The 16,318-nt window shown below is 62.9% G+C and carries 13 protein-coding genes; 6 read left to right on the forward strand and 7 right to left on the reverse strand.

The genetic code is table 11. The features are described 5' to 3' along the window. Positions 1-398 precede the first annotated feature (398 nt). The 6 genes from EJ066_RS21550 (at position 399) to EJ066_RS21575 (ending at position 6,556) form a co-directional block, all read left to right on the forward strand. Positions 399-884: an SRPBCC family protein gene (locus EJ066_RS21550; protein WP_126041461.1), complete on the forward strand. Its 486-nt coding sequence runs from the start codon at positions 399-401 to the stop codon at positions 882-884. 28 nt (positions 885-912) lie between these two features. Beyond that, entirely contained in the window at positions 913-1,869 is a 957-nt protein-coding gene (locus EJ066_RS21555) for an alpha/beta hydrolase (protein WP_126041462.1), read from the forward strand. Between the two features lie 216 nt (positions 1,870-2,085). Beyond that, a complete protein-coding gene (locus EJ066_RS21560) occupies positions 2,086-2,484 on the forward strand; it encodes a GFA family protein (RefSeq protein WP_126041463.1) in 399 nt (132 codons plus the stop codon). Between the two features lie 122 nt (positions 2,485-2,606). Further along, on the forward strand, positions 2,607-2,828 hold the full coding sequence (locus EJ066_RS21565) for a hypothetical protein (protein ID WP_126041464.1): 222 nt from the start codon (positions 2,607-2,609) through the stop codon (positions 2,826-2,828). Positions 2,829-3,038: 210 nt separating this feature from the next. Continuing rightward, positions 3,039-4,085, forward strand: a complete 1,047-nt coding sequence (locus tag EJ066_RS21570) for a GH25 family lysozyme (RefSeq protein WP_126041465.1) — start codon at positions 3,039-3,041, stop codon at positions 4,083-4,085. 269 nt (positions 4,086-4,354) lie between these two features. Next, positions 4,355-6,556, forward strand: a complete 2,202-nt coding sequence (locus tag EJ066_RS21575; RefSeq protein ID WP_126041466.1) for an esterase-like activity of phytase family protein — start codon at positions 4,355-4,357, stop codon at positions 6,554-6,556. 124 nt (positions 6,557-6,680) lie between these two features. Here EJ066_RS21575 and EJ066_RS21580 read toward each other — a convergent pair whose 3' ends face one another. The 7 genes from EJ066_RS21580 to EJ066_RS21610 all read right to left on the reverse strand — a co-directional run bounded on the left by EJ066_RS21580 (position 6,681) and on the right by EJ066_RS21610 (position 16,224). Next, a complete protein-coding gene (locus EJ066_RS21580) occupies positions 6,681-10,469 on the reverse strand; it encodes a vitamin B12-dependent ribonucleotide reductase (protein WP_126041467.1) in 3,789 nt (1,262 codons plus the stop codon). A gap of 685 nt (positions 10,470-11,154) precedes the next feature. Further along, positions 11,155-11,643 carry an NUDIX hydrolase gene (locus tag EJ066_RS21585; protein ID WP_126041469.1) on the reverse strand — a complete coding sequence of 163 codons (489 nt, stop codon included), beginning with the start codon at positions 11,641-11,643 and terminating at the stop codon, positions 11,155-11,157. Positions 11,644-11,839: 196 nt separating this feature from the next. Beyond that, positions 11,840-12,340, reverse strand: coding sequence for a xanthine phosphoribosyltransferase (gpt, locus tag EJ066_RS21590; protein ID WP_126041471.1), 501 nt, complete (start codon positions 12,338-12,340; stop codon positions 11,840-11,842). A 143-nt stretch (positions 12,341-12,483) separates the two neighbouring features. After that, positions 12,484-13,317: a universal stress protein gene (locus tag EJ066_RS21595; RefSeq protein WP_126041473.1), complete on the reverse strand. Its 834-nt coding sequence runs from the start codon at positions 13,315-13,317 to the stop codon at positions 12,484-12,486. A 181-nt stretch (positions 13,318-13,498) separates the two neighbouring features. Next, positions 13,499-14,242, reverse strand: a complete 744-nt coding sequence (locus tag EJ066_RS21600; RefSeq protein ID WP_126041475.1) for a competence/damage-inducible protein A — start codon at positions 14,240-14,242, stop codon at positions 13,499-13,501. Positions 14,243-14,378: 136 nt separating this feature from the next. Next, entirely contained in the window at positions 14,379-15,272 is an 894-nt protein-coding gene (locus tag EJ066_RS21605; RefSeq protein WP_126041478.1) for a carbohydrate ABC transporter permease, read from the reverse strand. A gap of 1 nt (position 15,273) precedes the next feature. Continuing rightward, positions 15,274-16,224, reverse strand: coding sequence for a sugar ABC transporter permease (locus tag EJ066_RS21610; protein ID WP_126041480.1), 951 nt, complete (start codon positions 16,222-16,224; stop codon positions 15,274-15,276). Between the last annotated feature and the right edge of the window lie 94 nt (positions 16,225-16,318).

Raw genomic sequence — 16,318 nt, forward strand, 5'->3', positions numbered from 1 at the left:
AAGCGTCCATCATTTCGTCATCCTGGGGCGGAGCAAGGAGCGAAGCGACGCAGCGCAGACCCGGGATCCATGCCGCGACTTCAAAGCACTGCTACGGCGCAGAATTGTGCACCGCTGCCTCCTTCGGCCAAGGTCACGGAATGGATCCCAGGGTCTCCGCGACGGAGCTTCGCTCCTGCTTCGCCCAGGGATGACGAAGTTGCGGAGGCTTCACCGAAGTGAACGACGGAATCCTGGCTGCCCAACAACAGGCCTCCGACCCGTCAGATCCCCCCAGCAGCGCTCTAGCAGATCGACGTGAAATACGGATGTTGTCGACATTTTTTCGTTGGCGGTGTCGGCCCGCGCTCTCGTGCTTCGTCCTAGGCACGAAACCAATCAACAGTGAGGAGACCACCATGACCACCAAGCTCGACATCGTCCCCAGCTCCGACCGCGAACTGGTTCTTGCCCGCATCATCGATGCGCCGCGCGAGAATGTCTATCGCTGCTGGACCGAGCCGAAGCTCGTGACGCAGTGGTTCGCGCCAAAGCCGTGGACGACGCCGCGCGCCGAAATGGACGTGCGCACCGGCGGCTCCAGCCTGGTCGTCATGGCGGGACCCGACGGCAAGGAATTCCCGAACCCCGGTATCTTTCTCGAAGTCGTGCCAGGCAGGAAGATCGTTCTCACAGACGCCTACACAAAGGCGTGGGAGCCGTCCGAAAAGCCGTTCATGACGGTCGTGCTGACCTTCGAGGATGAGGGCGAGGGCAAGACCCGCTACGTCGCCCGGGTTGCGCATTGGTCCGTCGCCGATCGCGAAGAGCACGAGAAGATGGGCTTTCACGAGGGTTGGGGCCAGTGCGCCGACCAGCTCGAGGAAATCGCCAAGGGGCTTTGATGCCAGCGGGATAAAAGGGGAGACCGATATGTCCAGATCGATGTTTTTCGCCATTTTCGCCTCGGCCGCAGCGCTCTTCGCCGCGCCGGGCACCACCAAAGCCGAGGAGGCAAAGCCCGCCATGACCACTGAGACGACGGTTCTGCCGAAACCGGCGAAATCCGGCCTGCTGCCGATCAACGGCCTGAATTACTATTACGCCGTCTATGGCCAGGGCGAGCCGCTGCTTCTCCTGCATGGCGGGCTCGGCACCACCGATATGTTTGCGCCGATCCTGCCGAAGTTTGCCGAAAACCGCACCGTCATCGGCGTCGATCTGCAGGGGCATGGCCGCACCGCGCTCGGCGACCGGCCATTCAGCCTGGAGGCGATGGGCGACGATATGGCGGCGATCGTCAAGGCGCTCGGCTACGAGCAGGTCGATGTCCTGGGTTATTCGCTGGGCGGCGGCATTGCCTTCCGCATGGCCGTCCAGCATCCGCAAGCCGTACGGCGCTTGGTGTTGGTCTCGACAGGCTATGCCGCGGACGGCTTCTATGCCGACATGCGCGCCCAGCAGGCGCAGGTCGGCGCGGCGATGGCCGACATGATGAAGGGCACGCCGATGTACAAGTCCTACGTGGCGGTGGCGCCGCATCCGCAGGATTTTCCGAAGCTGCTCGATCAACTGGGCGCCTATATGCGCAAGGACTACGATTATTCCGCCGACGTCCCGAAGCTGAAGATGCCTGTCATGCTGGCTTTCGGCGATAGCGACATGTACCGGCCGGAGCACGAGATCAAGTTCTACCAGATGCTCGGCGGCGGTCTGAAGGACGCCGGCTGGATGCGCGAGAACCTGTCGCAGAACCGCCTGGCCATCCTGCCGAACCGCACTCATTACGACGTGTTCTTCGCGCCGGAACTGACAGCCGCCGCACTGCCCTTCCTCAATGGCGAGACCAAGGTCAAGACCTGGGACGAGATCGTCAGCGAAACGAACTGACCGCCTGACAATCACCTGCCGGCCGTATCCCGCGAGATGGCCGGCGACGCTCGTTGCGCGTCGCGCCTGACGAGGACGACAAGGCGCGGCTGCTGAAATCGCATCGCAAGTCCCGCCTGCAGCATCACGCCAACAGATGGCGCCATCAAAGCTTTTCAATTGACGCTGCCATGCCGGCAGCTACCTTGCCGTCAATCTTCAAAAAGGGGCGCAGGTATGGCGAAATATCAAGGCGGCTGCCTATGCGGAGCGGTGCGCTACCGCACTGATGCCGCACCGATCAACGAGCGCGTCTGCCATTGCCGGCTTTGCCAGAAGGCACTGGGCGCGGCGTTCAACGCACGCGTGCTGTTCCGCATCGACGACGTGACCATCGATGGGCCGGTGGCGACGGTGAATTCCTCGCCCGATCTCAAGCGCGGCTTCTGCCCGGGCTGCGGCACGACGATGTTCTCCCGGCGTGATTCCGCCGGCATCATCGGCATCACCTCAGGCTCGCTCGACGACCCTTCGATGTTCAAGCCGCAGATGCATATGTGGACCGCCTCGAGGCAGCCCTGGATACAGCTCGACGACGGACTGCCGCAATATGAAGGCGCCCCGCCGCCGTACTGAAGCGCCGCAAGGCGCGCCCGATTTTTTTCATCCGGGACACGAGATAGCCGACAAAGCGTCATTGGCGAGCCATCATTGCCACCTATCTATTGCGTGCGGGCCGGCAGTCGAGGAGGCGACGGATGAGCGACAGAATCAACACTCTGGACGAGCTTTTGAGCGATCCCATGGTCAAGCTCGTGATGGAGCGCGATCGCGTGCAGCCGGCCGAGCTTCGCACGATGCTCGAAGAAAAGGTTCGCCGGGCGAAAGATGATGCGCCGGTCAGCCCCGTCAGCGATCGCTTTGTGCCTCCGGCCCACATGATAGCCAAGACCTGCGACAAGCTATGGTTGTGCAGCTAAGCGGCTGGGTCAGCGATCCCCTTCGCTGCCCTGCCGGACATCTCCCCCACCGGTGGGGAGATTGGTGTCACCGGGGCGCCATCGTTTCGACGAAGACTCCCTAACAATTTGATTCAACCTTTGTTGGTAATTTCCCGTTAGTAATCTGGACTGGTTTGTCCGGCGGCGTTGTCTTGCCATCGGTCTGTTGTGTTTTGCGTACAGGTCCAGATGCGGTTACCAGGCGTCGTCATCTTCTCGATCGCATCCCTGTGCCTCGCCGGCTGCACGTCCACGTCCGGCGTCGACGCGCTGCAAATTCCGTCCAGCGAGACGACCAACTCGATCGTGCGGCCGCCGGCGCCGGTGGCCTCGGTCGGCGCGGCCGATGCCGCACCCGCCTTCGCGCAGCCCACCTTCGCGCAGCCCGCCTTCGCGCAGGAAGAGACTATGGAGCAGGCCGTGGCGCTGGCCACTCCAGAGCCCGAGGAAAGCATCGAACCAACCGCCGAGCCGATTGCCCTGGTGGCGCCAAAGCGGATCGCACGGGCAGCACCGATCCTCGCCGAGCCGGTCCGGCGCTATCGTTTTCGCGACGCCAAGCCGATCAATTTCGGCAAGGCCTCGCCCAGGCACCTCGCCGTTCACGGCGTCGACGTCTCGCGCTGGCAGGGCAACGTCAACTGGGGTAAGTTGCGCGCGCAGGGCGCGAACTTCGCCTACATCAAGGCGACCGACGGCGGCGACCACCTCGACCCGATGTTCAGGAAGAACTGGCGCAATGCCGACGCCGCCGGCCTGAAGCGCGGCGCCTATCATTTCTTCTATTGGTGCCGCACCGCCGGCGAGCAGGCCGACTGGTTCATCCGCAACGTGCCGAGGGTCGAGGGCGCCTTGCCGCCGGTGATCGATGTCGAATGGAACGGCGAATCCAGCTGCAAGCGGCGGCCGTCGCGACAAAAGGTGCTGGAGAAGATGCAGGTGCTCATGGACAAGCTGGAACGCCACTACGGCCAGCGGCCCATCATCTACACCGCGCCCGACTTCTACCGCGCCAATCTGCGCGGCGCTTTCCCCGATTATCCGTTCTGGCTGCGCGCGGTGGCAAAGCACCCGTCAAAGGTCTACCCCGGCCGCAAATGGCTGTTCTGGCAGTATTCCGGCTCCGGCCTGTCGCACGGCGTGAAGGGCCGCATCGATCTCAACGTCTTCAACGGCGACGAGAGAGCCTGGCGGAACTGGGCCGGCGGGCGGCAGATGGTGGCCGAGGCGGAGTAGGGGCATTCCTCCATCTTCCGGTGTATAACGAAGGGACTTCTCGGCCTTTGCCTGCTCGCTCGGCCCGTCTTCCGGGGCGGTCGCATCCAGCTGCTCGCCCCCGCAGGCAGCGCTGATCGCGGCCGCACAAACCGCTATTTGCAGGCCGGCATGATGTGAATATCGACGGACGCCGACGGCCTGTCGCGGAACTGTCATGGATCCGTCATCGCTTTGAAATGTCGTTCCCTCAAATCAGGTGGCTTCCATTCGAACAGGAGACGCCACCCGTGCCCCGCCATTCCGCGCTTTTCGTCCTGACGGCAGCGCTTGCTGCCTCCGTTTCGCTGCCGGCCCATGCCGACATGATGTTCAACCGGGTCGCGAGCTTCGCGGTTGCCGGAAACCTCCCGGCGGACATCGAGAAGACCACGCCGACTTCGTCCGAGATCATCACAGCCACCGAGGACGGCATGACGCTGGTCTATTCCGACAGCCCGCTCGGTGCGGTCGGCTTCATCGACCTCGCCGATCCCAAGGCGCCCAAGGCCGGCGGCATCGTCAAGATCGACGGCGAGCCGACCTCGGTTGTGGCCATCGGCGGCAAGGTGCTGGCCGGCGTCAACACGTCGGAGAGCAAAGCCAACCCTTCGGGCAACCTCACCGTCATCGACCTTGCCTCCAAGGCGATCGAAAGCACCTGCGACCTCGGCGGCCAGCCGGACTCGCTGGCGTTCAGCAAGGACGGCAAGTTCCTGGCCATCGCCGTCGAGAACGAGCGCGACGAGGATCTGAACGACGGAGACATTCCGCAGCTGCCGGCGGGCGACCTCAAGATATTCACGCTTGCCGAAGGCCAGCCTGATTGCGCGACGATGAAGACCGTCAACCTGGCGGGCATTGCCGAAGTCGCGGCGGAAGATCCGGAGCCGGAATTCGTCGCCTTCAACGAGGCCGGCGAGATCGCGGTCACGCTGCAGGAAAACAACCACATCGCTATCGTCAACGCCGAGACCGGCGCGGTCGTCACGCATTTCTCCGCGGGCTCCGTCACGCTGGACAAGATCGACACCAAGAAGAACGGCGCCTTGTCCTTCGACGGCAAAATGGAGAACGTCGCGCGCGAACCCGACGCCGTGAAATGGCTCGACAATGACCGTCTCGTCGTCGCCAACGAAGGCGACTACAAGGGCGGATCGCGCGGCTTCACGATCTTCAGCAAGAAGGGCGAGGTGCTCTACGAATCCGGCCCGTCCTTCGAGTACGAGGTCGCCAATGCCGGCCATTATCCCGACGCCCGCAGCAACAAGAAGGGTGTCGAGCCGGAAGGTCTCGAGGCCGGTACGTTCGGCGACGACAGGCTGATTTTCGTCGCTTCGGAACGTGGCTCCGTCGTCGGCGTCTACAAGGATACGGGTGCGGAGCCTCGGTTCGTCCAGATCCTGCCGTCCGGCATCGGCCCGGAAGGCCTGGTCGCGATCCCGTCGCGCAATCTCCTGGTCACCGCCAACGAGGCTGACCTGGTCGAGGACGGGCTCGCCCGCTCGCACGTCATGGTCTACGAGCGCTCCGAGGGTCCTGCCACGTACCCGATGATCACGGCAAAGCTCACGGCGGACGGCACGCCGCTCGGCTGGGGTGCGCTTTCGGCGCTCGCGGCCGGCGACGCGGCCGGCAAGCTCTTCGCGGCTTCGGACTCGTTCTACGCCAATGCGCCGTCGATCTTCGAGATCGATGCCACCCAGACCCCGGCGCTGATCACCGGCAAGACCATCGTCACGCGTGGCGGCCACCCTGCACAGAAGCTCGACATCGAAGGTCTTGTCGCCGACGGTGAAGGCGGCTTCTGGCTGGCCAATGAAGGCGATCCGGCAAAGCTCGTCCCGCACGCCATCCTGCGCGTCGACGGCAAGGGCGAGATCAAGCAGGAGATCGGCTTCCCGATGGAATTGCTCGCCCACCAGACCCGCTTCGGTCTTGAAGGCATCACCACGATCGGCGAGGGCGACGAGCTGACGCTGGTGATGGCCGTGCAGCGCGAATGGGCCGACGATCCGAAGGGCCAGGTCAAGCTTTTGGCCTACAAGCCGAAGGCCAAGGAATGGTCGGCGGTGCGCTACCCGCTCGAAGCGACCGAAGCCGGCTGGATGGGCCTGTCGGAGATCACCGCGCATGACGGCAAGCTCTACATCCTCGAACGCGACAACCAGATCGGCGACCTGGCCAAGGTGAAGCGCGTCTATTCGGTGGCGCTTGACGCCTTCAAGCCGGCCAAGCTCGGTGGCGACCTGCCGTTGGTCGAAAAGACGCTGGTGCGCGACATCATCGGCGACCTGAAATCAGCCACCAACGGCTATGTCGTCGACAAGGTCGAAGGTTTCACCATCGACAAGAACGGCGACATCTTCGTCGCTACCGACAATGACGGCGTCGACGATTCATCCGGCGAAACGCTGTTCCTCCGCCTGGGCAACATCAGCGCCGTGAACTGAGGGCATCTCTTCCCTTCTCCCACAAGGGGAGAAGGGAAATCCGTGCCTGATCGCGACGCTTAACGTGGTTCAGCCCGATCTTACGACCGGGCCGAACATGTTACGTTTTTTTGAGCTCAGTTCCTCAACTACACCCGCTCGTAGCCCCACACGTATCGCACTTCTCACAAGTCCCGTTACGCACCATGGTGAAATTCTGGCACTCGGAGCAGGCATTGCCGGTGTAGCCCTGGAGCAGCGATTTGGCGCGGCGGTCGGCGGCCAGCTTCTTCGCCTCGGCCGCTTCGTTCGCAGCAGTGTCGGTGAACAGTGCCGCCGTGGCGTCCGCGGCCTCGGAAGCTGCACCCGCCGCCTCCTCGAAGGCGATGTCCTCGATCAGTTCCTTTGCCCGCTCCTCGTAGTCGCGCTTGTAGGCGGTGGCTTCGTCGCTGGCCGGCTTCAGCGCCAGCACGTTGGAGCCGGAGAACGCCGTCGGCGCGGAGCGGGCACCGGGCGAGCCCGAACCGGCAAAACCCTTCGGATCGTTGCCGCTCACCCTCGACACCAGCTTCACCGGCGAGGCGCCGCGGGTCAGGCCCTTGGAAACGGCGTCGGTCTTGCCTTCGCTGATGCCGCGGCCAAGCGCGGTGTTGGAAAAGTCCGACTGGTCGACATGGGCGAGGTCGTTGCGACCGAGATAGGAGATGGCGAGCTCGCGGAACACGTAGTCGAGGATCGACGTCGCGCTCTTGATGGCGTCGTTGCCCTGCACCATGCCGGCCGGCTCGAATTTGGTGAAGGTGAAAGCGTGCACATATTCGTCGAGCGGCACGCCATATTGCAGGCCGAGCGAGATGGCGATGGCGAAATTGTTGAGAAGGCCGCGCAACGTCGCGCCCTCCTTGTTCATGTCGATGAAGATCTCGCCGAGACGGCCATCGTCATATTCGCCTGTGCGCAGGAAGATGGTGTTGCCGCCGATCTTGGCCTTCTGCGTGTAGCCCTTGCGGCGAGACGGCAGCTTCTCCTGCTCGCGCGACACCCGCTCGATGATGCGCTCGACGATCCGCTCGGTGATCTGTGCCGCGCGTGCCGCCGCCGGTGCCGCGATCAGCTGCTCGATCGCCTCGTCCTCGTCGTCCTCGACGTCGGCAAGCAGCGAGGCGTTGAGCGGCTGGGACAGCTTCGAGCCGTCGCGATAGAGCGCGTTGGCCTTCAGCGCCAGCTTCCACGACAGCATGTAGGCGCCCTTGGCGTCTTCCACCGTCGCGTCGTTCGGCATGTTGATGGTCTTGGAAATGGCGCCGGAGATGAAGGGCTGCGCCGCCGCCATCATCATGATGTGGCTGTTGATCGACAGCGAGCGCTTGCCGATCTTGCCGCACGGGCTGGCGCAGTCGAACACGGGCAGGTGTTCGGCCTTCAGGAACGGCGCGCCTTCCAGCGTCATCGCCCCGCAGACATGGATGTTGGCGGCCTCGATGTCCTTTTTCGCGAAGCCCAGCGCCGGCAGCATCTCGAAGGAGAAATCGTTGAGCTGCTCGTCGGTGAAGCCGAACGTCTCCTTCACCCAGTCCGCGCCCAGCGTCCACTGGTTGAAGACGAACTTGATGTCGAAGGCCGATTTCAAGGCTGCGTTCAGCGCCGTGATCTTGTCGTCCGTAAAACCCTTCGCCTTGAGCGAGCCGGGATTGATGCCCGGCGCCTGGTTGAGGTTGCCATGGCCGACCGCATAGGCCTCGATCTCGGCGATCTGCGCCTCCGAATAGCCCAGCGTGCGCAGCGCTTCCGGCACGGCGCGGTTGATGATCTTGAAATAGCCGCCGCCGGCCAGCTTCTTGAACTTCACCAGCGCGAAGTCGGGCTCGATGCCGGTGGTGTCGCAATCCATGACCAGGCCGATCGTGCCGGTCGGCGCGATCACCGTCGCCTGCGCATTGCGGTAGCCATGCTCCTCGCCGAGCTCGATGGCGCGGTCCCAGGCAGCCCTGGCATGGGCGGCAAGCTCCGGCTGCTTCAGGTCGGAGGCGACCAGCGGCACCGGGTTGACGGCGAGCTTCTCGTAGCCGTCCCTGTCGCCATAGGCAGCACGGCGATGGTTGCGCATGACGCGCAGCATGTTCTGCGCGTTGCGGTCGTAGTCGGGGAAGGCGCCGAGCTCGGCGGCCATTTCGGCCGAGGTGGCATAGGCGGTGCCGGTCATGATCGCGGTGAGTGCTGCGCAGATGGCGCGGCCCTCGTCGGAATCATAGGGAATGCCCGAGGTCATCAGCAGGCCGCCGATATTGGCGTAGCCGAGGCCGAGCGTGCGGTATTCGTAGGAGAGCTTGGCGATCTCCTTCGACGGGAACTGCGCCATCATGACGGAGATTTCCAGCACCATGGTCCACAGCCGAACCGTGTGCTCGTAGGCTGATATATCGATGGTGCCGTCCGCGTTGCGGTAGGGGAGCAGATTGATCGAGGCCAGGTTGCAGGCCGTGTCGTCGAGGAACATGTATTCCGAGCACGGGTTGGACGCCCGGATCGCACCGGCCGAGGCGCAGGTGTGCCAGTCGTTCATCGTCGTGTTGAAATGCAGGCCCGGATCGGCCGAGGCCCAGGCGGCATAGCCGATCTTTTCCCACAGATCCCTGGCCTTCAGCGTCTTCAGCACCTTGCCGTCCTTGCGGGCGGTGAGGTGCCAGTCGGCGTCCTGCTCGACGGCGCGCAGGAAATCGTCCTTCAGCGACACCGAATTGTTGGAGTTCTGGCCCGAAACGGTGAGGTAGGCATCCGAATCCCAGTCGGTGTCGTAGGTCTTGAACGACATCGAGGTGTAGCCCTGCTTGGCGAACTGGATGACGCGGTAGATGTAGTTCTCCGGCACCCCGTCCTTCTTGGCCGCCTTGATCTCGCGCTTCAGCGCCGTGTTGATCGCCGGGTCGAAGCAATCGTCGTCCTGGCCTTCGCAGTTGATGCAGGCCTTCATGATCGCTTCGAGATGCTTCTTCACGATCTTGGAGCCGGTGACCAGCGAGGCGACCTTCTGCTCCTCATTGACCTTCCAGTCGATGAACTCCTCGATATCGGGATGGTCGGCGTCGACGATGACCATCTTCGCGGCGCGGCGCGTCGTGCCGCCCGACTTGATGGCGCCCGCCGCGCGGTCGCCGATCTTGAGGAAGCTCATCAGGCCGGACGAGCGGCCGCCGCCGGACAGTTTTTCACCTTCGCCCCGCAGGAACGAGAAGTTGGAGCCGGTGCCGGAGCCGTATTTGAACAGCCGCGCTTCACGCACCCACAGGTCCATGATGCCGCCTTCGTTGACGAGATCGTCCTGCACGCCCTGGATGAAGCAGGCATGCGGCTGCGGATGCTCGTAGGAAGATTTCGACTTGGTCAGCTTGCCGGTGAACGGGTCGACATAGAAATGGCCCTGGCTCGGACCGTCAATGCCATAGGCCCAGTGCAGGCCGGTGTTGAACCATTGCGGCGAGTTCGGCGCGACGCGCTGGGTGGCCAGCATATAGGCGAGCTCGTCGCGGAAGGCGCGCGCGTCTTCCTCCGACTTGAAGTAGCCGCCCTTCCAGCCCCAATAGGTCCAGGTGCCGGCGAGACGGTCGAAGACCTGGCGGGCGTCGGTCTCGGAGCCGTAGCGCTCGGCCTCTGGCAGTTTTGCCAGTTCCGCCTCATCGGCAACGGAGCGCCACAGGAAGGAGGGGACGTCATTCTCTTCGACCTTCTTCAGTCGTGCCGGAACGCCGGCCTTGCGGAAATATTTCTGCGCCAGAATGTCAGCGGCAACCTGGCTGAACTGCGCCGGCACATCGATATTGTCCAGGCGGAACACCACCGAGCCATCCGGATTCTTGATCTCGGAAAGCGCCTTGCGGAATTCGATCTCCGCATAAGCTGATTGCCCTTGCTTGGTGAAACGACGCTCGATGCGCATTGGCCCTATTCCTTCGTGTCTATATATAGCGCTTTTCCCGGGGGATTTCTGCCCCCAATGCGAAACGCGCATATCCGCCATCTGCCGGCGTTCGAAAACGGCCGACTCCTTTTCGCAGCCTCCGCCCGCTTTGCTGGTCGAACCCCTTGCGGAGTAACTGTCCAACGCGCCGACGAACCCTGCGGGTCCCTCAAAAACTGAAACTTTTTGCGACTCCCTCAATCGAGGGAACTTCACATTATCTAGCGTCGAACCTACCTGCAAACACTAAATATAGTGTTAACAGACAATTTATTCCAGTCCGACATTTTTCCCTTTCGCCCCCAAAAGACCCCACAATCCCAACGCTCCCGCCGGCCTCGTAACCAGGCGGAAATGCGGCCAAAACGCACATAATCCGGGAAAAAGACCGGGCTCAGAACTTTCCGGTCGCGCTCTCAACAGGAGCGCATGGCCTATAAAAGGCGACTCGTTTTACGCCGTCAAGGATTCGTTTGCGTAGCTTTTGTGACCCCCAACATCTTGTGTGTCACACATGTGGATAACGGGGATAGAAAGTGGCACGCAACACCGCCGCGCGCGGCGGATGCGTGGCCGGCAGGCAGGTGAGGGGCAGCGCAAACGCTCGAAAAGATCTGAGCGGCGGTTCGATTCGATTCGAAAGTCCGCCGCCCCTATGTTGCGCTCAGGAGAACTGGTGCGGGTCGGCACAGAAATAGGCGATGATCTGGCAAAGGTCCGGCTCGTTGACCATGCGCACGGCTTCGGTGGAACTGACCCATTTGCGGGTACGCGCCCGTTTTTCCTTCCACCGGTCGGCGATCTTGTCGACCTGCAGCGGAAACACCAGCACTTCGCAAGGCACTTCCTCGCCAGAGGACAATGCCTTGGCATAGAAGTAGCGGCCGGCTTCAACGTGGGAGATCGTGCCGCGCAGTCCGGCTTCCTCGGCCGCCTCGCGTGCCGCCGCTTCGCAAAGCGGCTCCTTGGCCTCAGGCCAGCCCTTGGGCAGCACCCAGCGGCCGGTATCGCGGCTGGTGATCAGCATGATCTCGACGCCCTGCCCGGTATCGCGCCAGGGCAGGGCGGCAACCTGCAGGCGGCACGGCGCCGTGCCGAAGAGCCGCTGGACCCTTTCGGCCAGATGGTTGTGCGTTGCTGGCCTCGTCAACATCGGAGAAGCTTGCCCCAGCTTCCAGAATCATTCGCCCTCTCGCGAATCTTACGGCTAATCATAAGCAATAAAAGTAAAAAACCTCATATGGGCTGGTTAACCACGCCAAGATGCGTTTATTCGGGAAATATCGTGCGCCGCGGCACTGTTTCAAGAAGTGCTCGCCGGCATGTCCCGGAAAAACGGTTGCCGCGAATCAGCCGATGTGGTCGTCGGCGATCGGCTTCTGGTAGGTGAAGCCCATATCCCACGGAAAATAGATCCAGGTGTCCTGGCTGACCTCGGTGACGAAGGTGTCGACCAGCGGCCTGCCTTTCGGCTTGGCGTAAACGGTAGCGAAATGCGCCTTGGGCATCATGGCGCGCACGATGCCCGCCGTCTTGCCGGTGTCGGTGAGGTCGTCGATGATCAGCACGCCGGCGCCGTCGTCGGCAAGCAGTGCCGGCGTGATCTCCTTCAGCACCTGCAACTGCCCTTGGCTGGTGTAGTCGTGATAGGAGGCGACGCAGACCGTCTCGATGACCCGGATGCCGAGTTCACGCGAGATGATGGCGGCCGGAACCAGGCCGCCGCGCGTGATGCAGACGATCGCTTTCCATTGACCCTGGCTGGCGCCGGCAAGCCGCCAGGCGAGCGCACGCGCATCGCGGTGGAACTGATCCCAGGAGACAGGAAAGGCCTTTTCGGGAAGGGACATTTTTCGCGCACTCCACAGCGCGCGGGATCGCGCGCAGACACTTGAAGGAACGCGCGGAATTAACTGGAAAGCCTTGGCCTTGGCAAGGGCGGCGGCAGGCGATCCCTGTGGACTTGGCCCTTATGACCTGGGCCCTTGTCGACTTACCGCGACAGGAAAGCCGCTACCGGCACGGTGCGCAGCACCGTGCGTGTCACCCCGCCGAACAGAAGCTGGCGCAGCCAGGAATGGCTGTAGGCGCCGAGCACGAGCAGGTCGGCGCCGGTTTCGGCGACCCTGGTCTGGATCACGTCGTCGACCGAGAGGCCGCCCGATTGCAGCACCGAGACGCTGACCGTGGCGCCATGCCTGGACAGGGCGGCTGCGATTTCGGCGCCGGCCGCCTCAGGCGCCTCGTCCAGCGTATCCGGCGGGTCGATGACGACGACATCCGTCTTCTCGGCCTCGATGATGAAGGGCAGGGCGTCGAAGGCGGCGCGCGCGGCCTCCTTGCTGCCGTTCCAGGCGAGCAGCACATGCTTGAAGCTGGTGACGAGCGGGCCCGAATGCGGCACGACCAGCACCGGGCGGCCGGCATCGTAGACCAGCGTGTCGACGTCGGCGCTCGGATCGCCGCCCTGTTCGCGCTGCGCGGCGATGATCAGGTCCGCGGTGCGAACGGTCGAGATGCCGGTCAGCGCGCTGTCGCCGGAAAAGCTCTCGAGGCTGCGCCATTCGAAGGACAGGCCGGAATCCTCGACATGCCTGAAGAAAACCGCCTGCAATTTTTCGGCACGCTCCTTGTTCATGTCGGCCGAAACCTGCAGGAACTCGGTGTCCGGAAAGCCGGTGGCCGAAGTGTAGGGGACGGGAAGCGCTTCGGCATGAATGCCGATGAGATGGCTCTGGAACCTGTCGGCAAGCGGAATCGCGCATTCAAGCACGCGCTCCGCGTCCTCTTCGTTCTGCAGTATGGCGACAATGGTCTTGAATCGCATGGTAATCCCTCATTTTACGGCGACCGAAACTCGCCCGCGAGAAACGCTACAGCGCCATGCTTGGTTCCGGCCTAATGCATGTCGCCAAAAAGTGCGCAGCGGTTTTGGGACAGCGACATGCATAAGAACAAGAACCTAAAGCGCGTCGCATCGATCCCTTTCAGACGCGCCGCGCCATGGATCAACTGGCCGCGCTGGCGAGCCCAGCGACCATCGCCTCGACATCGGCGTGGGCGGCATCCAGCGCTTCCTGGCTGCGGGCGCGGACGACCAGCTCCGTCCAGAACTTGCCGTCGCCATATTTCGGGTAGGACCCGATGATCGTATCCGGATGCGCCTTCTGGATGTCGCCCAGCGGTCCGCCGACCAGACCTTCGCCGAACGGACAGTGCACCGTGGCCGACAGCATTCTGGTGCCGGCTTTCAGCGTCGGCACCACATTGTCGAGCATGGCCTGGAAAATCGACGGCACGCCGGCCATGACATGGACGTTGCCGATACGGAAGCCCGGCGCGATGGACACCGGATTGTCGATATGATCGGCACCGCGCGGCATCCGCGCCATGCGCTTGCGCGCCTCGGTGTATTCGATGCCGCGCGCGGCGTAGCTCGCTTCCAGCATGGCATAGGCCTTGGCGTCGTATTCGCACAGCACGCCGAAGGCCTTGGCGATCGCATCCGCGGTGATGTCGTCATGCGTGGGGCCGATGCCGCCGGTCGTGAAGACATAGGTGTATCGGGCACGCACGGCATTCACTGCGGCGACGATCTCGTCTTCCTCGTCGGGCACGATGCGCACCTCCTTCAGGTCGATGCCGATCGCCGTCATGATGTCGGCGAGGTGGCCGATGTTCTTGTCCTTGGTGCGGCCGGACAGAATCTCGTCGCCGATGACGAGCATGGCGGCGGTGACGATTTCGGGCATGGGAGGCTCCGGCAAAAGGTCACCTGAGATAGCGCGGCGGCCGGCCGGCGGCAATGCGGTATTGATAGTGCCGCAGCACCAGGGCAATCGCTTCAGGTTTGGGGCGCATCGCCGGCCGCGCGTTTGCGGCCAGGCGCTATTCCTTCACCGCGCCGGTCATCGAGGACACGTAGTGCTCGACGAAGAACGAATAAAGTACGACCACCGGAAGCGAGCCGATCAGTGCCCCAGCCATCAGCGCCCCCCACTCATAGACGTCGGAGCGGACAAGCTCCGTGAGCACCCCGACCGGTACGGTCTTGTTTTCGGACGACTGGATGAATGTCAGGGCATAGATGAATTCGTTCCACGACAGGGTGAACGCGAATATGCCCGCGGAAATAAGGCCGGGCACCGACAGCGGCAGCACGATCTTGGTGAGGATCTGCCACCGGCTCGCCCCGTCGATAAGCGCGCATTCTTCCAGTTCGAACGGGATGGAGCGGAAGTAACCCATCAACAGCCACGTGCAGAAGGGCACCAGGAAGGTCGGGTAGGTAAGGATCAGCGCGAAGGACGTGTCGTAGAGCCCAAGGTTGAAGACCATCACCGACAGCGGGATGAAAAGGATCGAGGGCGGCACGAGATAGGCGAGGAAGATCGCCAGGCCGACGTGCCGCGCCCCGGAAAACCGGAGCCGTTCGATCGCATAGGCCGCGAACACCGCGGCCAGCAGCGACAGGAATGTCGCGGCAGTCGAGATGATGATCGTGTTGAGCAGCCAGCCCGGATAGGACGTGTCGAAGAGGAGATAGCGGATGTGCTCCAGGGTCGGATGCACGACCCAGAACGGATTGAAATGGGCGTAGTCGGTCATCTCGAGATTGGGCTTAACCGCCGTGATCGTCATCCAGTAGAACGGGAACAACAGCACGATCAGGAACACCAGTAACGGCAGATAGACCGTCACCACGCGCCGCGGCAGGCTCTGAAGGTAGCCCATGCCGCCTTCGTCGAGGTCCGGACGTTTCGTTTTTTTGATCGTGGCCATGTCAGTCTCCGCCGCCTCGCTGCCATTTGCGGCGTTGCAACCCGAAATAGCTGAACAGGATCGCCGCAAGCAGGAACGGGATCATGGCGACCGCGATCGCTGCGCCCTCGCCGAGCTGGCCTCCGGAAATGCCGCGCTGAAACGACAATGTCGCCATCAGATGGGTGGCATTCACCGGCCCGCCGCGGGTCAGCACATAGATCAGCTGGAAATCGGTGAAGGTGAACAGCACGGAAAACGTCATTGTGATGGCGATGATCGGCGTCAGCAGCGGCAGCGTCACATGGCGGAACAATTGCCAGCGGCTGGCGCCGTCGAGCGTGGCGGCCTCGTAAAGCGACTGGGGAATCGTCTGCAGGCCGGCAAGCAGCGTGATGGCCACGAACGGAATGCCGCGCCAGACATTGGCCGCGATGACCGAAGCGCGCGCGTTTGTTGGGTCACCGAGGAAGTTGATGCGATGGTCGATCAGGCCCATTTCCATAAGCGCCCAGGACAGAATGGAGAACTGCGAATCGTAGATCCACCAGAAGGCGATGGCCGACAGCACCGTCGGCACCACAAACGGCAGCAGGATGATCGCGCGGAAGAACGATTTGAACGGAAGGTTCTGATTGAGAATAAGCGCCAGCCATAGGCCGAGCGCGAACTTCAGGATCGAGGCGCTTATCGTGTAGAGCAGTGTGTTGAAGACGGAGAGCCAGAAGACGGCGTCTTCCCACAGATATTGATAGTTCTCGATGCCTATGAAGATACCGGGGCGGCCGATGCGGGTATCCGTGAAGCCGAGCCAGACGCCGAGCCCGAGCGGATAGGTCAGGAAGACCAGCAGCAGCGCCGCCGCCGGCAGCATGAAGCCGAAGCCAAGTGCGTTCCGGCTTTCGGACAAGGCCGACAGGCCCCGCGACAGAATCGACGGACGCGGCTGAACGGCGGCGGTCTGCACGGCCATGGGACGGCTCCTCATGAGGTCTGGTGGCGCCCGAGCGGCCGCCACGCGATTGCGAAACCGGACCGGGCAGCGCGGCTACGGCTGCCCGGCTGCG

Source organism: Mesorhizobium sp. M9A.F.Ca.ET.002.03.1.2 (assembly GCF_003952365.1).
GTDB lineage: Bacteria > Pseudomonadota > Alphaproteobacteria > Rhizobiales > Rhizobiaceae > Mesorhizobium.

Excerpts from the sequence above, each read along its gene's own strand:
- EJ066_RS21550 (WP_126041461.1), top strand. The coding sequence starts at position 399 with ATGACCACCAAGCTCGACATCGTCCCCAGCTCCGACCGCGAACTGGTT.
- EJ066_RS21555 (WP_126041462.1), top strand. The coding sequence starts at position 913 with ATGTCCAGATCGATGTTTTTCGCCATTTTCGCCTCGGCCGCAGCGCTC.
- EJ066_RS21560 (WP_126041463.1), top strand. The coding sequence starts at position 2,086 with ATGGCGAAATATCAAGGCGGCTGCCTATGCGGAGCGGTGCGCTACCGC.
- EJ066_RS21565 (WP_126041464.1), top strand. The coding sequence starts at position 2,607 with ATGAGCGACAGAATCAACACTCTGGACGAGCTTTTGAGCGATCCCATG.
- EJ066_RS21570 (WP_126041465.1), top strand. The coding sequence starts at position 3,039 with ATGCGGTTACCAGGCGTCGTCATCTTCTCGATCGCATCCCTGTGCCTC.
- EJ066_RS21580 (WP_126041467.1), bottom strand. The coding sequence starts at position 10,469 with ATGCGCATCGAGCGTCGTTTCACCAAGCAAGGGCAATCAGCTTATGCG.
- EJ066_RS21585 (WP_126041469.1), bottom strand. The coding sequence starts at position 11,643 with ATGTTGACGAGGCCAGCAACGCACAACCATCTGGCCGAAAGGGTCCAG.
- gpt (WP_126041471.1), bottom strand. The coding sequence starts at position 12,340 with ATGTCCCTTCCCGAAAAGGCCTTTCCTGTCTCCTGGGATCAGTTCCAC.
- EJ066_RS21595 (WP_126041473.1), bottom strand. The coding sequence starts at position 13,317 with ATGCGATTCAAGACCATTGTCGCCATACTGCAGAACGAAGAGGACGCG.
- EJ066_RS21600 (WP_126041475.1), bottom strand. The coding sequence starts at position 14,242 with ATGCCCGAAATCGTCACCGCCGCCATGCTCGTCATCGGCGACGAGATT.
- EJ066_RS21605 (WP_126041478.1), bottom strand. The coding sequence starts at position 15,272 with ATGGCCACGATCAAAAAAACGAAACGTCCGGACCTCGACGAAGGCGGC.
- EJ066_RS21610 (WP_126041480.1), bottom strand. The coding sequence starts at position 16,224 with ATGGCCGTGCAGACCGCCGCCGTTCAGCCGCGTCCGTCGATTCTGTCG.